Below are 1794 nucleotides of genomic sequence, written 5' to 3'. Positions count from 1 at the left end.
CCGCCCCGGTGCTGCCCGGGCCCACCGACGAGAACACGTCGATCATGGAAGAACCGCAGCTCTTCGAGCTGCGGTTCGGTTGGCCACAACGCTCTCATCTGTCTCCGCTTCTTCCTCTTCCTCTGGGAAGGCGGGCGGAGTAACGGTCTCGGTCGTTGCGGTAGGGCGTGATGCGGGCTCTGATGACGGCCCGTCATCGATGCCGTCGCCCGTTTTTGAGATCACGAAAGCGCCGAAAAGTCCGAGCATGACGGCAACGACTATGCAGCCTCCCACAAGGGATGCGCAGCCTTCGATCCAGCCGCCTGGGCGGTCGCTCGATCTGCTCATGATGTCGTTCTCCCATGCCGCCGGTCGTCTGGTGCGTGTCGCGCTCGCAGGGCGGTGGCCTGACGCAGCTATCCGCTGTTCCAGCTGATGGTAGGGCTGATACGAGCCCTCGTACCTAGATGATCAATTCCAAGGGATGAGAGCGGCGAGTCGACGGCTACGATCAGGCGTGGGCTGTGGGAGGTCCGGGGAGGTGGCCTGTGGGGGGTGGCATGGCGGGTCTTGGACGTCGGGGGATGCTCGCACTCGGCGTGGTGACGGTGTTGGCGGCGTGTACGTCGACTGCGAAGAGCACAGATGACGCCAAGGTCCGGACCGACCTGGAGCCTCTGGAGCGTCGGTTCGCTGAGCTCGGCCCGCTGTCCGGCGCGCACTGGCTCGGCACCGCACTGGGCACCGATTCGAGGGTGTCCGTTCCGGGCCCCACCGATGTTCGTATGGTGGGAACTGCCCAGTTGAGAGCAGGTGCCGTCGCCGCCATCACGGGGGCACCGCAGCGGAGCTTTCAGCCCGAGAAACCAGTCCAACTCCCGGAGGAACTGGCCGAGTTCGTACCCAAGAGCGCAAGGTGGGTCCGGAGCGATTCCTTCGACCGTGACATGACGGGCGGGACGTACTCCGGCGCGTTCTATCTCGATCCAGGCACGGACACGGTCTACTTCGATACGATCAATCCGGGCATTTCTGCCAGCTCCGAACCGTGATCGATTCCAAGGCATCGGCTGCGCGCATGGGGCGAGGGCATCCAACGTCGGTGTGTGAAAACAGAGTTGAACACCCTCGCGACCGCGCTCTATGTGACGACCGACGACCTGCTGAAGGCGTCTCCTCATCTCGCGCCATGGCGTCCTGCCGTGGGGATCGCCCCGCAACTCACCGACGCGGAACTGGCCAAGCAGGACATCCGGCTGCTGCGTCCAGCCCGCAAGGGCGAGCCGGAACGGCCCGGCGCTCCGCTGTTCAAGCCGTTGCGGCAGGTCATTGAGTCGGTCAACGAGACCTTCAAGGGCCAGCTCAACCTCGAACCCCGGGTGAAGTGCTGGGTCAGTTCCATGACCATGCCCTCCATCAGCCAGGCCACGACGCCCAGCAGCACACCGGCCAGCACGTGGGGCAGCGCGACCGGAGCGGCGTGCCGCAGCTTCCACCAGGCGAGTTCGGCGGTGCCGTCGTGTCCGCGCTCCATGTACCGGGCGAGGAAGCAAAGGGCGGGGCGGGCCTGGTCCGCGCTCCACCGGGAGGGGGCGGCGCGCGCGTGGCCGGTAGGCGGCATCGACGAAGGCGTCGAGGAGGTGGTGCTCCACGGACGTGCGGGTGCGCAGCCGCAGCAGCTGGCCGGGGTCCGGCAGCCGCTCGTGCCCCTCTCCTGCTTGGGTTCAAGAGGTCGTTGCAACACCCCGTCTGTAGGGAGTTGCAGTGGACTTCGAGATTCGGGAGGACCGGAGGCCGCAGGGGCCGCGGAAG

Annotated in this window: 1 protein-coding gene and 1 pseudogene; both read left to right on the top strand. The window is 66.3% G+C overall.

Features of this window, described 5'->3' with window-relative positions:
• Positions 1–566 precede the first annotated feature (566 nt).
• Positions 567–1034, top strand: a complete 468-nt coding sequence (locus ACH4TV_RS48270; RefSeq protein WP_398407856.1) for a hypothetical protein — start codon at positions 567–569, stop codon at positions 1032–1034.
• A gap of 54 nt (positions 1035–1088) precedes the next feature.
• Positions 1089–1794 (top strand): annotated as a pseudogene (locus tag ACH4TV_RS48265) (hypothetical protein); the annotation flags it as partial.

The sequence above is a fragment of the Streptomyces sp. NPDC020898 genome (assembly GCF_044333925.1).
In the GTDB taxonomy this organism is placed as follows: Bacteria; Actinomycetota; Actinomycetes; order Streptomycetales; family Streptomycetaceae; genus Streptomyces.
The sequence above is the reverse complement of the archived record's forward strand: the minus strand, read 5'-3'. Positions and strand labels throughout refer to the sequence as shown.

What these genes read in the sequence shown, in the direction of transcription:
- ACH4TV_RS48270 (WP_398407856.1), top strand. Translation starts at nt 567, where the DNA reads ATGCTCGCACTCGGCGTGGTGACGGTGTTGGCGGCGTGTACGTCGACT.